This is a genomic window from Rhodococcus phenolicus (genome assembly GCF_001646785.1).
Classification (GTDB): Bacteria; Actinomycetota; Actinomycetes; order Mycobacteriales; family Mycobacteriaceae; genus Rhodococcus; species Rhodococcus phenolicus.
In genome coordinates, this window is the sequence record NZ_LRRH01000034.1 from 76,038 (window position 1) to 90,699 (window position 14,662).

A 14,662-nucleotide genomic window follows, 5' to 3' on the forward strand; every position below is an offset into this window, starting at 1 on the left:
TGCTGACGATCGCCAAACATACAGCTTGTTTTCTCTTCACGGAACCGATTGCCGGGACATTCTCCCGGGTGTACCCGCCGGGTGGCGCCGGTGGCCCGCAGGTCACGTCCCCCGGAGCGCCTGCTATGGTCGCGTTCGTCCGACACGGGGTGCTCCGCACGAGCGGGGCTGAGATCACACCCGTAGAACCTGATCAGGTAATTCTGACGAAGGGATGTCCCGGAATGCTTGTGTCCGTTGACGTTTCACCATCCGTGACCACCGGCCGTTTCACCGACCGGATGTGGCAGCACACCGATGCGCTGCGCCGGTCGATCGACGACCTCGAGTTCCTCCACCGCCTCGGCGACGGAACGCTGCCGCTCGACGCGTTCCGCTTCTACATCGAACAGGACGCGCTGTACCTGGCCGGGTACGCCAAGGCCCTCGCGCTGCTGTCGGCGAAGTCACCCGATCCGGCCACCGCCGCGTTCTGGGCGACGAGCGCCGCCGTGGCCGCCACCGAGGAGTCGGCACTGCACTCGAGCCTGCTCACCGGCGGAGTCCTGCCGCCCGGTGAGGGTGCCCCCACGCACTCCCCCGCGTGCCTCGGGTACGTGTCGTATCTGACGGCGACCGTCGCCACCGAGCCGTACGCGGTCGGTGCCGCCGCCGTGCTGCCGTGCTTCTGGATCTACGCCGAGGTGGGTCGCGACCTCGCCGCCCGGGCCTCCGGGGTCCTCGCCGCCGACCCACAGCACCCGTACGCGCAGTGGGTCACCGCCTACGACGCTCCCGAGTTCCACGCGTCGGTCGCGACGGCCCGCGAACTCGTCGACGCCGCGGCGGCCGCCGCCACCGACGCCGACCGGGCCGCGATGCTCGACGCGTTCACCGTGGCCACCCGCTACGAGCTGATGTTCTGGGACACCGCTCTGCACCGGCAGGAATGGCCCGCCCCGTGAACCTGCGCCGCCTCACCGCTCTCCTGGTCGCGGTCACCGCACTCGCGCTGGTCCCGGCCTGCTCCCCGACCTCCTCCGGCGACACGATCCGTTTCGCCCTGGACTGGACGCCGAACACCAACCACACCGGCCTGTACGTGGCGATGCAGGAGGGGTTGTTCGCCGACGCCGGTCTCGACGTGGAGATCCTGCCGTACAACAACACGACCCCGGACACCCTCGTCGACGCGGGCAACGCCGAGTTCGGCATCTCCACCCAGGGGATGACGACCTTCGCCCGCGCCGCCGGGTCGCGCACCGTCTCGGTGCTCGCCCCGCTGCAGCACTGGGCGACCGGCATCGCCGTCCGCGCGGACCGCGCAGATCTCGCGAGCCCGAAGGACCTCGACGGGCACACCTACGCGGGGTTCGGTGACCCCGGCGACGAGGAGACGCTCCGCCAGGTCATCCGCAACGACGGCGGGCGCGGCGAGTTCACCTCCGTCACGCTCGGCACCTCCGCGTACGAGGCGGTGTACTCGGGCACCGCCGACTTCACCGCGTCCTACCTGGCGTGGGAGGGCATCGAGGCCGAACATCGCGGCCTGCCCATGCGCTACTTCTCCTACACGGACCACGGCTTCCCCGACGCCTACGCGATCGTGATCAGCGGCAACGAGGACTGGCTCGCGGCGCACCCGGAACAGGCCCGCGCGTTCGTCCAGGCCGTGCAGCGCGGCTACGAGATCGCCGCCGACGATCCCGACCGCGCGGCGAAGGATCTCGTCGACGCCAACCCCGGCGCGTTCGAGGACGAGGCCCTCGTCTACGAGAGTCAGCGCATGCTCTCGGCGAACCAGTTGCGCGACGAGAACGGGACGGTCGGGACCCAGAGCCTCGAGCGCTGGACCGGCTACTCGCGGTTCCTGTACGAGAAGGGTCTGCTCGCCGGTCCCGACGGCCGGCCGCTCACCGAGGAACCGGACTGGTCGACGTACTTCACCGATGACTACCTCCAGCCCTGATCCGTCGCCGCGTCGCTGGATCCGCACGGCCGCTCCGGCCGCGGTCGTGGTGCTCGCTCTCGTCGCGCTCTGGCAGCTGTACGTGACGGGGTCGGGGATCCGCCCGCAGGTGCTGCCCTCCCCCGCCCGGGTCCTCGGGCAGGGGTGGGCGCACCGGGCCGATCTGGTCACGCACACGTGGTCGACGTTGCAGGTGACGATCGTCGGGTTCGCGGTGTCCCTCGTGGTCGCGTGGGCCCTGGCGATCGTCGTGGACTTCTCGCCGTGGCTGCGCCGCGCGCTGGTGCCGTTGTTCGTGGTGTCGCAGACCCTGCCGATCATCGCGATCGCGCCCCTGATGATCATCTGGTTCGGCTTCGGGCTGCTCCCGAAGATCCTGGTGATCGCGCTGGCGACGTTCTTTCCCATGGCGATCGGGCTCATCGAGGGATTCGCCGCCGCGGACCGCGAGGCGGGGGCGTTGCTGCGCAGCATGGGGGCGTCCCGGCGCCAGGTGTTCCGGTACGTGCGGCTGCCGTCGGCGCTGCCGCGGTTCTTCACGGCGCTGCGCATCGGCATCACCTACGCGGTCGTCGGCGCGGTGTTCGCCGAGTATGTCGGGGCGACATCCGGACTGGGCATCTACATGAGCACCCAGAAGAACTCGTTCCGCACCGATCTGGTGCTCGCCGCGGTGCTCGTCACCGCCGCGGTGTCACTGGCCCTGTATCTGCTCACGTTTCTGGTCGAGCGGATCGTCGCACCCTGGGCCCTGACCCCCGGGAGCCGTCCATGAGCGCCGTGACCGCCGACGCGGTGCACCGTTCCTTCGGCGGCCGTCCGGTGCTCGACGGTATCGACTTCGACGTCGCCGGAGGCGAATTCGTCTCGGTGATCGGGCCGAGCGGCTCCGGCAAGTCCACCCTGTTCGGATTGATCGCCGGCCTCGACGCCCCCGATTCCGGCAGCGTCACCGTCGGTGGCGAACCGGCGGCACCGGGGCGGGCCGCATTGATGCCGCAGAAGGACCTGCTGTTCCCGTGGCGCAGCGTCGTGGACAACTGCGCGCTCGGTCTCGAGGTGCAGGGGATGTCCCGTGCCGACGCACGGGCGCGGGCGGCGGCGCTGTTCCCCGCGTTCGGGCTCGCCGGATTCGAGGATGCGCGCCCCGGGGAACTGTCCGGGGGAATGCGCCAGCGGGCAGCCTTGGCGCGCACGGTCGTTCAGGGTCGCGACGTACTGCTGCTCGACGAGCCGTTCGGGGCGCTGGATTCGCTGACCCGCACCGACATGCAACTGTGGTTGCAGGAGGTCTGGATGCGCGACCGATGGACCGTCCTGATGATCACGCACGACGTGCGCGAGGCGGTGCTGTTGTCGGACCGGGTGCTGGTGCTGTCCCCGCGACCGGCCCGCATCCGGCACGAGGTCCGGGTCCCGCTGCCCCGGCCGCGGACCCTCGCGACGTTGACCGAGCCGGGGTTCGTCGCGCTCGAACGCGAACTCGTCGACGTCCTGCACACCGCTCCCTGATCATTTCGGCCCGACACCTCGACACTTCTGTGTGGATTCGTGTCCGTCGCACGAACACGAATCCACACGGAACGCTCGGCAGCAGCGGGCGGCCCCGATCCATCACCGGGCAGTGTCCACCTTTGCGGACTGTCCCATCCGTGTCCCGAACCATAGCTTTGCCTCGTACCCCTCACCTCACCGACAAGGGAGCACCGTATGAGCAGGTTGAAGTTCGGAATCTTCCTCGCCCCGATCCACGAGCCGGGACAGAATCCCACTTTGCTCCTGCAGCGCGATCTGGAGCTGGTGCAGTATCTCGAACAGCTGGGATACGACGAGGCATGGTTCGGTGAGCACCACTCGGCCGGTGCCGAGATCTACGCGTCCCCCGAGATCATGATCGCGGCTGCAGGCGAGCGCACCAGCCGGATCAAGCTCGGCACGGGCGTCACCTCGGTCTCGTATCACAACCCGTTGTGGGCGGCGGAACGAATGGTCATGCTCGATCACCTGACTCGAGGCCGGGTGCTGTTCGGGCTGGGTCCCGGTTCCCTTCCGACCGATGCGGCGATGCTCGGTCTGTCGCAGATCGACACCCGCGAGTTGCTGGCGGAGAACACCGACATCATCATGCGGCTGCTCCGGGGCGAGACCGTCTCCGCCAAGACCCGCACACATGAACTGTTCGACGCGAAGATCCAGATGGCACCCTACTCGGACCCCCTCTTCGACGTCGTGGTGGCTGCGATCGCATCTCCGACCGGGGCGCGCCTGGCAGGCAAGTACGGGATCGGATTGCTCTCCATTGCAGCAACATTGACCGCCGACGGTTTCAGCGCTCTGCAACATCATTGGGGTCTGCTCGAGGAGTTCGCGGCCCAGGCCGGACGCAGCGACGAGGTGGATCGATCCACGTGGCGTCTGGTGGGCCCGTTCCACGTGGCCGAGACCAAGGAGCAGGCCTACGCGGACGTCGAGCACGGAATCGAATACTGGTTCAACTACCTCCAGCACGTGGCGGCTTTTCCGCAGATGGATGTGCGGGGCACGAACAAGCACGAGATGATCGACTTCATCAACACCTCCGGCATCGGCGTCATCCGCACCGCGGAAGAGGCACGCGCCCAGGTCCAGCGTCTGATCGACCAGTCCGGCGGATTCGGCACCCTGCTCATCCAGGGCCACGACTGGGCGGACCCCCGGGCCACCCGCCGCTCCTACGAGTTGTTCGCCCAGGATGTCATGCCGTACTTCCAGGGCCAGGCGCAGCCGATGATCGACGCGGCCGAGCGCGCGCAAGCGGTTCGTGAGGGGCAGGCCGCCGAACACGTCAAGGCCGTCGAGCACATGACCAAGAAGTACGAAGCCGAGCTCGGCCGAGGCTGACGAGGGCCGGCGTCGCGAGTCGTCGACCGCAACCGGTCGGGCCACGCGGGATGTTCTCGGCATCTCCGACGCGGAGGTCCCCGAACGACGTGAACGTCATCGCCTACACAGCTGCATCGGCTTCCCGATCACGGTGCTGTGCCCGCGGCCCTCGGTCGCGGCGCAGCACCGCGATCGCCAGTTCCGACCGATTGCGTAGGCGCGTGGCGTCGAAGATCCGGCTCATGTACTTCTTGATCGACAACTCCGACAGGGACAATCTCTCGGCGATCTCGGCGTTGCTCAGCCCGTGGCCGACCAGCTCCGCGACCTCGAGCTGACGCCGGGTGAGGTTCCCCAGCGTATCCACCGGATTGTCCGTGACGACGACCGTTGTTGTGCGCGAGCGCAAGTGGCGTGCCAGTACGCGCATCGCGATCAGGTCGGACCTGTCCCACGAGCGTACTTTGTCGAACATTCCGACCAGCGCCTGACCATCGGCGAGCGGAAGGTGGATGGCAGATGCGGTGCCGATATCGTTGGGGCGCAGGTAGTCGACGACATAGGAATGCTGCGGGGACGGTAGCCTCGGCAGCTCGTCCAGCGTGGCGAATCCGCAGGAGGTCAGCACGCGGCGGGATCGAGGCAACGCGAAGACGTCCTTGTCCCGCCACTGTTCGTGATAGACCGGGAGCAGCGGTGCTGCCACGCCGGTCAGGACGGGCGCCGGATCGTCGAATATCTCCGCATATGTCCTCCCGTGGAAGAACGTGACGTCCCGGACTCCGAAGTGGGTGGATATCGCGTGAACCAACGCTTCCTTGAACGTCTTTCCACCCCCGGCTTCTTCGCAGTGTTCCAGCACCGCCAGAATCCCCAGTACCTGCTTCCTGGAGAGTTCGTCGTGCCATGCTCGCCGTTCCATCGTCGCCCCCTGTGGTGGTTACGGTGTGTGTTCGAGTGGGAGCCTCCGTCCTGCAGCGCTCACCGGCCGAAGCAGCTTTTCCGCACGTTCGGCGTCGTCGAGGCTCCGGCTCGGTGCACACTCGCGGTCCGGCCCGGTGATCACCTGTTCGGCGGTCACCGGGCCGGACGGCGGGACCGGACGGTCACCTCGATATGACCACCCGTACCACCGGATCCGAGTTCGTGATCTACCCGGCGCCGCCGGATCCGTCCGCGGTCTCCGTCGTGTGCCTGCCGCGAATCGTCGTCACCGCGAGCAGGCCGACGAGCGCCAGCGCGATGACGAAGAACGATGGCGCAAGGATGTTTCCGGTCTGCTCCACGAGCCAGACCGCGAAGAACGGTGCGGACCCGCCGGCGATGATGACACCGAGGTTCCAGCCCATGGCGACACCGGTGTATCGGGAGCGCTTGTCGAAGAGCTGAGGAAGCAGGGTGTAGGCACCCACCTGCGTGGCAACGGAGTTCATCATGATCACGATGAACGCGACCGCCGCGATGAACAAGCTGTGCTGCATGATGCCCATCATCGGATAGGTGAGCACGACGAAACCGGCGAATCCCAGAGTCATCAGGCGGGTCAGTCCGATTCGATCGCCGAGCAATCCCCCCAGCGGCATGCTCAATGCCGCGATGCCGATCGCGAGTGTGGTCACCCAATAGACGGGCGATGTGTCGTAACCGAGCTGCTTGGAAAGGTGGATTGCCATGTAGGTCAAGCCTATGTAGGCGGTTCCGTTGACCGCAGCACTGATCGCGGTGGCCTGGAGAAGCGCTCGTGGCTGCCTCCGGAAGACGGATCCGACGGGACTGTGAGGCGCGTCGGAACTTTCCGAAACGTCGTGGGTCTCCGAGACACGAGTACGAACCCACAGGCAGAACAACGTCAGCGGCAGAGCGAGCAGGAACGGGATACGCCATCCCCACGATTCCATCTGCACGCCCGTGGTGAGGGCCGAGACGATACCCGCGACCGCAGCTGCGAGCGCGAAACCTCCAGTGGAGCCGAGCGGTGTGAACGATCCGTAGGTGGCTTTGAGGTGGGGCGGTGTCGATTCCGAGATGAAGGTGGCGGAGCCTCCCACTTCCCCGCCGGCGGAGAAGCCCTGGATCACCCGGATCAGGACGAGAAGAACGGTTGCCCAGATCCCGATCTGCGCGGGCGTCGGAAGCAGACCCATTGCCGTGCTGCCGACACCCATGCAGATCAGCGTGGCCATCAGGGCCTTCTTACGCCCGAAGCGATCACCGATATGGCCGAACACGATTCCGCCCAGCGGTCGGATCAGGTACGCCGTTCCGAACACCGCCAGCGCCGACAGCAGCGACGTCATCGGATCGTCGCTCGGGAAGAACATGGGAGCGATGACGACTGCCATGTAGCCGTAGAGGCTGAAATCGTAGTACTCGATCAGGGTGCCGACACCGCCCGCGAGCGCAGCCCTGCGCGACTTCCGATGGCCCCGATCGACCGCGATCCGAGAGGATCGATCTCCCACGTCTTGTGTCGTCATATGTCGGACCTCCAGGATGAAAGTGTGATCCAGGTCATTGCCGGAGATCGTGGACCGCCTAACGATCGATTGTCAACCGATTCGGTAAAAGTGGTTTGTTTTGCCAGTTCAAACTGGGCAACTTCGCGAGAGATGCGATCTTGACAAACGATCGTTCGGGTTCCACGATGCAAGAGAACGAGCCGCGCTCCTGCTTCTCTACGCCGGCCCACCGGAGTACCACCGCACCGGGTGACGCACCCGGACACAGTCGAGGTGAAGAATGGTGAATCGAATGGATGCAGCCACATCCCCATGGACGAAGCACTACCCGGCATCCGTGTCCTCCGACCTGACCGGACCGCACCCGACGATGCTCGCCGCATGGAACGAGCATGTGGCCACCCGTCCCCGCGACGCCGCGGTTCACTACTTCGACGCCACCTTGACCTTCGCGGACATCGACCGAGCCGCCGACGCGTTGGCCGTCGCTCTGCACCACAACGGAGTGACAGCGGGCGAACGGGTCGCGATCTACCTGCAGAACGATCCGCAGTGGCTGGTCGCCCTCCTGGCGGCGTGGAAGTTGCGCGCCGTCCCCGTCGCGGTCAATCCGATGCTGCGCGCCCACGAACTCCTGCACATACTCTCCGACTCCGGCGCGACCGCCCTGGTCTGCCTCGGCGAACTCTACGAATCGGTGGTTGCCGACATCCGCCCCCGAACGTCACTGCACACCGTGGTCACCACCCACCCCCTCGACATGACTCCGGACGCGACGATGCCCGCCGCGATCGACTCTCAGGTGCCGCCTCCGAGGGTCTTCCCCGACACCTCGGACTGGCGATCGCTCATGGGGGAATTCCGCGATCGCCGGCCCGCTCCCACGGAACCGGACGCTCACGACATCGCTTCGCTCACTTACACTTCCGGGACAACGGGACGCTCCAAGGGAGCGATGAACCTGCACAGCGCCATGGTGCACAGCTCCACGGTGTACACCCGATGGTGGGATCTGCGGCACGAACAGGACGTCATCATCGGCCTCGCACCGGTCTTCCACATCACCGGACTCGTCGCCGGCTTCGGCGTGCACATCATCAGCGGCGCCCCGCTCGTACTGATGCACCGTTTCGACGCCGAAACGACACTGCGCGCGATCGAACAGCGGCGGGGCACCTTCATGATCGGTGCGTGCACCGCATTCATCGCGTTGACCAACCATCCCTCCCTTCACCGAGTCGACGTCTCCTCCCTGACCAAGACCCCTTCTGGAGGAGCCCCCGTCAGCCGAGCGCTCGTCGATCGGATCCGCGCCGCCTCGGGATGGACACTGCGCGGTGCGTACGGGATGACCGAGACGACGTCTCCGACCCACCTCGGGCCGCCCCATGCCGATCCGCCGACAGATCTCGACAGCGGTGCCCTGTCCGTCGGAGTTCCCGTCCCCGGCGCACGGATCCGCATCGTCGACCCGGTCGACGGCCGGGATCTCGAGCCGGGTGAGGCCGGCGAGATCGTCGTCGCAGGACCGATGGTGGTACCGGGATACTGGCAACTACCGGATGAATCCGCCCACGCCATCCGCGACGGATGGTTGCACACCGGCGACCTCGGCAAGATGACCGAGGACGGGTGGCTGTTCGTGGTGGACCGGATCAAGGACCTGATCAATGCCGGCGGATACAAGGTCGTGCCGCGCGACGTCGAAGACGTCCTCTACCGGCACCCCGCGGTGCGTGAAGCATCAGTCGTCGGGGTACCGGACGAATATCGCGGCGAGACCGTCAAGGCCTTCGTTTCCCTCGTCCCGGGTGCGACCGTCGGCGAGGACGAGCTGATCGCCTTCTGCCGGGACCGCATGGCCGCCTACAAATATCCGCGATCCGTGGTCGTTCTCGACGAACTCCCCAAAAACGCCAGCGGCAAACTGTTGCGCCGGGAACTGCGCCGTGGGTGAGTCGACGCCCGATGGCCGCGACCGCCGCAGCGAACCGACACGCTCGGAGGCAGAATCCGTAACCGTCCGCGAGAGCATCCTCGATTCAGCGGTCGAGAACTTCCAGCGTCTCGGCTACCACGGCACCTCCGTGCGAGACATCGCCCGGGACGCGGGATCACCCCCGCCTCGATCTATCACCACTTTCCCTCCAAGCAGATCATTCTCCAGGAAATCATGGAGAAGATACTCGGCGATGCCATCTCGCTGACACGGAGAGCCGTGCTCCGAGCCGACGGAACCCCGGCGTCGCAACTCGAAGCGCTCGTGAGGACCTGGGTACTGTTCCACACGAGCCGTCGCTCCGAAGCCCTGATCGGGGCATCGGAGATTCGAAGTCTCGACGACGTGGGACGGCGGCTGGTGATCACCTTGCGCGACCACCAGGAGCAACTGTTCCACGAGGTCATCGACCGCGGTGTCGCCGTCGGTGCGTTCACCACCCCACACCCGCGCGAGGCCGCACGAGCCGTCATCAACATGGGTTACTCCATCGCAAGCTGGTACCGCCCCGGCGGTGAACTCTCCCCCGACGAACTGGCCGAGCGTTATGCCGGGCTCGCACTCGGAACGGTCGGCGCCACCCTCGCCGGCGCCGAGTGCACCCACGAAACCCCGGGCTCGACCGCACAGGTGGCCTCGCCCCATCGGACGGCCCGACGAAGTGCATCCCCGCACGATCACGGACACCGGACTGCGCGGACATCCCGTGCTGTTGCCACCGAATCGGATTGCCCGAGGAAAGGATTCACTGTGCCGGCCTTGACGACCACCGTCGGAGAACTCACCGCGTTCGGACATCACGACTTCGGGTGCACCGAGTGGATGACGGTCGATCAGCAGCGAATCGACACCTTCGCCGACGCCACGGACGACCATCAATGGATCCACGTCGATCCGCAACAGGCATCGTCCGGCCCGTTCGGGTCCACCGTCGCACACGGATACCTCACGCTGTCCCTGGTCCCCCGATTGCTCGAACAACTCCTGACCCTGACCGATCAGGTACGCGGCACGAACTACGGCATCGATCGGGTACGGTTCACCAACCCCGTTCCTGTCGGCTCGGAGATCCGCTTGGCAGCACGGCTCACGGAGGCACACCTCCGCAGCGACGGCGGAGTCCAGTACAAGATCGCCGTGAGGGTCGACCTTCGTGGGCAGGACAGGCCCGCCATGGTGGGCGAATCGATCTATCTCGCGTACGCCGCGTGAGACCCGAAATCCGATGATTCCTGCACCGCAACCCTGGAGTGAGCCATGCGAGCGTTCGAACTGGGCGATTACACCGGCCCCCGCGGCCTGACCCTCACGACGGCCGAGACCCCACGTCCTACCGACGACGAGATTCTCCTGCAGGTCGAGGCCGTGGGTGTGAACTTCCCCGATCTGCTGATGACGAAGGGCCTCTATCAGCACAGACCCGCGCTTCCCGTGGTCCCCGGCTGCGAGGTTGCAGGAACAGTTGCCAGCGCACCGGAGGGTTCGGGATGGCAGGCCGGCGACCGCGCTGCTGCATTCGTCTGGCAGGGCGGGTTCGCCGAACAAGCCGTGGTGCCGGCGAACTCGCTCGTACCGACTCCCGACTCCGTGAGCTTCGAAACAGCCGCGGCCATGGTCGTCAACTACCACACCGTGCATTTCGCACTGTCGCGACGAGGCGGCCTCACACCCGGCGAGACGGTACTCGTCATGGGAGCCGCCGGCGGAGTCGGCACGGCGGCCGTCCAGGTCGCAAAGGGCCTCGGGGCCCGAGTCGTCGCCGGGGTGTCCGCTTCACATCGAACCCACATCGCGGAAGCTGCGGGCGCCGACGAAACCGTGGTACTGGAACCAGGATTCGCAACAACGATCCGGGAGATGACCGGCGGGCGCGGCGTCGACGTGGTGCTCGATCCGGTGGGTGATTGGTTGTTCGGCGAGGCCGTTCGGAGCCTCGCTCCCGAAGGTCGTCTGCTCGTCGTCGGCTTCGCCGCCGGGAAGATTCCGTCCATCGAGGTCAACCGGCTCCTACTGCGGAACATCAGCGTCGTGGGTGCCGCTTTCGGAGCTTTCCTCGAGGTCGACTCCCGACTGATGAAACAGCAGGCGGCTTCCCTGGAACGGATGATCGCCGACGGTGTGGTCGATCCGTATGTGGGGGCCCGATTCGAATTCGAGGATCTACCTCGGGCACTGGAATGCCTCGACCGAGGGGAGATCGAGGGCAAGGCCGTCGTACTCACCGGGCAGATGCACGCTCGATCGAACTCACCTGCGAGCATCATCTGTTCGCAGCGCCCGCGGACGTGAGGGTGCATCGGGACGGTCGGGCCGTCACGACAACTGCAGGGCCGCTTCGAGTTCGAGGAGCGAGTCGTGCAGATGCAGCACGATCCTCTGCAGGCTCGGCACCGTGCGACGGCAGCCCACCACACCGAAATCGACGGTCGTCGCGGTGTTCGTCACCGTGATGTTCAATGCCTGACCGTCCATGACCACCGATGTCGGATAGATCCCGTCCAGCCGGGAACCGCTCCAGTACAGCGGTTTCCGTGGGCCGGGCACGTTCGAGACGATGATGTTGAACGGCGGTGGCGTCAGCCGGACGAAACCGGGCACCGACGCGAGGCCGAGCGGTGAGATCGTCAGCCCCGACCACGCGAGCGACTGCAGTACCGTCATGTCCCCGAACAGCGCCTTGCCCTGTTCCATCGACGCCGCGATCACGGCGACCCGATCCAGCGGGTCCGCGTGGTCGGTACCGAGATTGCACAACGTCACCCCGACGCTGTTGCCGCCGTCGCCCGGCCGGTCCTTCGGTCGCAGCGACACGGGCACCATCGCGATCAGCGGTTCGTCGGGCAACGCGTCGTGTTCGCTCAGGTACGCCCGCAGCGCACCGGCGCACATCGCCAGGACGACGTCGTTGCCGGTCACGTCTGCGGCGCGGCGCACCCGCTCGATGCGCTCGCGGCTCCAGGACTGCGCGGCGAACCGTCGCGCACCGCCGATCGGCACGTTGAACATCGTGCGGGGCGCCTCGTACGGCAGAGCGACCTCGTGCGGTCCGACGGCGAGCCGCCCGATCCGCATCGCCGCCGGAACCGCGCCCACGAGATCGCCGGTCAGCGACCACGCCGATCCGAGCAGCGATCCGGACGATCCGTTCCCCGAACCTGCCGGGGCGCCCCGGCGCGACAGATGCCACGGGACGTGGGGCTCGTCGTCCTCCGGATCCGCGGTCAGCGTGCGCTGCAGCAGTTGCAGCGCCGACACCCCGTCGAGCAGAGAATGGTGCACCTTCGAGTACCACGCGAAACGACCGTCCGCGAGGCCCTCGATCAGGTACATCTCCCACAACGGCCGGTGCCGGTCGAGCAGCGTGCTGTGCAGCCGGGAGACCAGGGCGAACAACTCCCGCAACCGGCCGGGTGCGGGCAGCGCCGAGTGCCGCACGTGGTAGTCGAGGTCGATGTCGCGGTCCACGGTCCACCACACGTGCCCGAGACTCGCGACCGGATCCCCGGGCCGCCTGCGGAACAGGGGGTCGACGTCGGTGGACGCGACCATGCGGGCGTACAGGTCGGCGACGTAGTCGGGCCCGGCGTCCTCGGGCGGGGTGTACAGCTGGACGGATCCGACGTGCATGGGGTGTTCGCGGGATTCGGCGAACAGGAATATCGAATCCGTAACGGGCATGATTCCCACCTGCATTGCCCCTTTCGCGAGGATCTCTATCCAGTTACGACCCTGGGCACGATGGTACGACCGACGTACCGTCGAGAAACCGAAGTCGAACAAACGTCTCACCGGGGAAGGGGCGAGCGAGAGCAGCAACGAGGAGGAGGTCCGCGCATGAGCACCGCACTGTCGCACGATGCGTTCCCGCCCCGTCTCGTGACCGCCCACCCGATCCACGTCCGCGAGTTCGCCGGTGTCAGCCTTCCCTCCCGGCTCCTGTCCGAGTCCGTGCGCCGCACCGTCCGTCCCGCCATCGATGCGTGGGCACTGGCGCCGGCGCTTCCGTGGCCGGCCACCCTCGTCGAGCGGCTCGCGTTCCCGCTGGCGCAGGTGCCCGGCACCCGACGTCGCGCGGTGCGGTTGCCGTCCTGTGCGGCGGAGTACCTTTCCGGTCCCGGCGTCGACCCGGCGGTACCCGGTGGGCCGACCATCCTGTACCTGCACGGCGGCGCGTTCCTGTGCTGCGGTCTGGGCACCCACCGGCAGATGGTGTCGCGGATCTCCGCCGCCACCGGCGCCCCGGTGCTCAACGTCGGCTACCGGCTGCTGCCCGGTCATCCCATCCGAGACTCGGTCGAGGACGGCGTCGCGGGCCTTCGCTGGCTTCTCGATCAGGGCCGGCCGATCGAACGGATCGTGCTCGCGGGTGATTCCGCGGGCGGGTTCCTCGCGTTCGCGGTGGCCCTCGAGTCCCTGCGCCTGGGCCTGGGCCGGCCCGCCGGCATCGTCGCCCTGTCACCGCTGACCGACCTCGATCCGCACGGCAAGCTCGATCATTCGAATTCGCGCCACTGTGCCCTGTTTCCGCGGCGAGCCGTGCCCGCCCTGACCTCCCTGATCGACCGGGTGGACGCGGCTCGTGGCGGCGGCCATGCGCCGGTCGGATCACCCGTCGATGCCGACCTGACCGGTATGCCTCCCACCTTGATCCAGACCGGCTCGCACGAGATGACCTTCGCCGACGCCGAACTGATGGCGCAGCGGCTCGGCGCCGCGGGGGTGCCGTGCGAGCTGCAGATCTGGGAGCGTCAGGTGCACGTGTTCCAGGCCGCGTCCGCGGTGGTTCCCGAGGGTGCCCGGGCGGTCGCCGAGATCGGCGCCTTCGTTCGAACACTGGATTGAGGCCCCGAGCCCTCCGTGGCCGAACCGCGTTCGGCCGCCGATTGTGATGCGCGCCCCCGGAACACGCGGGACGCGTGTCCAATCCACCTGCACCGGACGACCGCTCTGTACTGTTCGTCTCGGCAGCCACCTCCGGGTGGGCGCCGACCGTGTTACATCGATCCGAAAGGGAAGCGGTGAGCTCTCTCAACGCAGGCCAGAGCCTCGGCGTAGGCCAGGAACTCAAGTCCGACAACGGTGCCTACAGCCTCACGCTGCAGCAGGACGGCAACCTCGTGCTGAACGAGGGTGGCAAGGCCGTGTGGGCTGCCATGACGAACGGCTCCGGCGCGGTGCGTGCCGATGTTCAGGAGGACGGCAACTTCGTCGTCTACAAGGAGAACAACGAGCCGGTGTGGGCGTCGCAGACCAGCGGCAACTCAGGTGTGCGCCTGGCGGTGCAGGACGACCGCAACGTCGTGCTGTACGCGGGTGACCGCGCCGTCTGGGCGACCGACACCGCCGTCGCGCAGGCCGAGGCCCCCGCTCCCGCCGAGCCGGCTCCCGCCCCGG

General features: G+C 67.1%; 14 protein-coding genes and 1 riboswitch. Of the genes, 11 read left to right on the top strand and 3 right to left on the bottom strand.

The window, feature by feature from the left end:
* The first annotated feature begins 135 nt into the window (after window positions 1-135).
* A riboswitch (TPP riboswitch) is annotated at window positions 136-232 on the top strand.
* From A8G15_RS10730 to A8G15_RS10750, 5 genes are all read left to right on the top strand, one after another.
* Window positions 225-944 (top strand): TenA family protein, encoded by a 720-nt coding sequence (locus tag A8G15_RS10730; protein WP_068158907.1) that lies wholly within the window; start codon window positions 225-227, stop codon window positions 942-944. It overlaps the preceding riboswitch by 8 nt.
* The gene (locus A8G15_RS10735; RefSeq protein ID WP_425415084.1) at window positions 941-1,948 is read left to right on the top strand and encodes an ABC transporter substrate-binding protein; all 1,008 of its coding nucleotides are present in this window, start codon (window positions 941-943) and stop codon (window positions 1,946-1,948) included. The genes A8G15_RS10730 and A8G15_RS10735 overlap by 4 nt, the downstream gene beginning before the upstream one ends.
* Entirely contained in the window at window positions 1,929-2,723 is a 795-nt protein-coding gene (locus A8G15_RS10740; RefSeq protein WP_068158911.1) for an ABC transporter permease, read from the top strand. Before A8G15_RS10735 ends, A8G15_RS10740 begins: the two co-directional genes overlap by 20 nt.
* The gene (locus tag A8G15_RS10745; protein ID WP_068158912.1) at window positions 2,720-3,460 is read left to right on the top strand and encodes an ABC transporter ATP-binding protein; all 741 of its coding nucleotides are present in this window, start codon (window positions 2,720-2,722) and stop codon (window positions 3,458-3,460) included. The genes A8G15_RS10740 and A8G15_RS10745 overlap by 4 nt, the downstream gene beginning before the upstream one ends.
* Window positions 3,461-3,658: 198 nt before the next feature.
* Window positions 3,659-4,828, top strand: a complete 1,170-nt coding sequence (locus A8G15_RS10750; protein WP_068158914.1) for an LLM class flavin-dependent oxidoreductase — start codon at window positions 3,659-3,661, stop codon at window positions 4,826-4,828.
* Window positions 4,829-4,931: 103 nt separating this feature from the next.
* Here A8G15_RS10750 and A8G15_RS10755 read toward each other — a convergent pair whose 3' ends face one another.
* Both A8G15_RS10755 and A8G15_RS10760 read right to left on the bottom strand, forming a co-directional pair.
* Window positions 4,932-5,732 carry a response regulator transcription factor gene (locus A8G15_RS10755; RefSeq protein WP_068158916.1) on the bottom strand — a complete coding sequence of 267 codons (801 nt, stop codon included), beginning with the start codon at window positions 5,730-5,732 and terminating at the stop codon, window positions 4,932-4,934.
* A 229-nt stretch (window positions 5,733-5,961) separates the two neighbouring features.
* Window positions 5,962-7,287: an MFS transporter gene (locus A8G15_RS10760; protein WP_068158919.1), complete on the bottom strand. Its 1,326-nt coding sequence runs from the start codon at window positions 7,285-7,287 to the stop codon at window positions 5,962-5,964.
* Window positions 7,288-7,561: 274 nt separating this feature from the next.
* On the opposite strand from A8G15_RS10760, the gene A8G15_RS10765 reads away from it, so the two are divergent.
* The 4 genes from A8G15_RS10765 to A8G15_RS10775 are packed head-to-tail and all read left to right on the top strand — an operon-like array spanning window position 7,562 to window position 11,557.
* Window positions 7,562-9,226: a class I adenylate-forming enzyme family protein gene (locus tag A8G15_RS10765; RefSeq protein ID WP_068158920.1), complete on the top strand. Its 1,665-nt coding sequence runs from the start codon at window positions 7,562-7,564 to the stop codon at window positions 9,224-9,226.
* A complete protein-coding gene (locus tag A8G15_RS32355; protein ID WP_342671565.1) occupies window positions 9,219-9,476 on the top strand; it encodes a TetR family transcriptional regulator in 258 nt (85 codons plus the stop codon). The genes A8G15_RS10765 and A8G15_RS32355 overlap by 8 nt, the downstream gene beginning before the upstream one ends.
* On the top strand, window positions 9,443-10,480 hold the full coding sequence (locus A8G15_RS32360) for a TetR-type transcription factor C-terminal domain-containing protein (RefSeq protein WP_342671566.1): 1,038 nt from the start codon (window positions 9,443-9,445) through the stop codon (window positions 10,478-10,480). The genes A8G15_RS32355 and A8G15_RS32360 overlap by 34 nt, the downstream gene beginning before the upstream one ends.
* 45 nt (window positions 10,481-10,525) lie before the next feature.
* On the top strand, window positions 10,526-11,557 hold the full coding sequence (locus A8G15_RS10775; RefSeq protein ID WP_068158922.1) for an NADPH:quinone oxidoreductase family protein: 1,032 nt from the start codon (window positions 10,526-10,528) through the stop codon (window positions 11,555-11,557).
* A 24-nt stretch (window positions 11,558-11,581) separates the two neighbouring features.
* On the opposite strand, the gene A8G15_RS10780 is transcribed toward A8G15_RS10775, so the two are convergent.
* A complete protein-coding gene (locus A8G15_RS10780; protein ID WP_068158940.1) occupies window positions 11,582-12,946 on the bottom strand; it encodes a WS/DGAT/MGAT family O-acyltransferase in 1,365 nt (454 codons plus the stop codon).
* A gap of 156 nt (window positions 12,947-13,102) precedes the next feature.
* On the opposite strand from A8G15_RS10780, the gene A8G15_RS10785 reads away from it, so the two are divergent.
* Window positions 13,103-14,110, top strand: a complete 1,008-nt coding sequence (locus A8G15_RS10785) for an alpha/beta hydrolase (protein WP_068158924.1) — start codon at window positions 13,103-13,105, stop codon at window positions 14,108-14,110.
* Between the two features lie 176 nt (window positions 14,111-14,286).
* Window positions 14,287-14,662: lectin (locus tag A8G15_RS10790; RefSeq protein ID WP_068158926.1), on the top strand; the 376-nt coding region annotated here is incomplete at its 3' end.